Raw genomic sequence first — 480 nt, forward strand, 5'->3', positions numbered from 1 at the left:
CACGGACTTACGGAACTACGGAACTACGACCTCGCGTAGACGCGGGCGTGCAGCGGTACCGGTCATTGGCCTACGTTGTTCCGCGAACCAGGCGGTATCGGGAGCAACCCAAGCGCGGACCTTCCGCATTCACGGATATACGAATCTACGGACTTGCGTGTATCTGCCCGGCATGGAAGCCCCCGTGCAGTGAGGTTGCACGCCCATGGCCTGCACGATGCACACTTGCACGGGTCTCCGCATATACGGCTTTACGGATTTCCGGATGGCGTGCAACGGCGACTTCAAGCATGCAACGGATCTCAGTGGAGAACGCCGGCAGCGGAATGGTGCTGCAGTCGGTCAAGTGCGACTGCACGACCGCTCGGCACGGGATTGCATCGCCCATGCAATCTGCTTCATCCGCGTCTACTGATTCACGGATACACGGATACACGGACTTGCGGCGTTGCGCTAACACGTCGGCCGAGAGGAGGTATG

General features: G+C 60.0%; 1 protein-coding gene. It reads right to left on the reverse strand.

Going from position 1 to position 480, the window contains the following annotated elements:
• Positions 1-145: 145 nt before the first annotated feature.
• On the reverse strand, positions 146-480 hold a 335-nt coding region (locus QM806_RS40980; RefSeq protein ID WP_283295057.1), incomplete at its 5' end, for a hypothetical protein.

This window comes from Rhodococcus sp. IEGM 1351 (assembly GCF_030056875.1).
Classification (GTDB): domain Bacteria; phylum Actinomycetota; class Actinomycetes; order Mycobacteriales; family Mycobacteriaceae; genus Rhodococcus_F; species Rhodococcus_F opacus.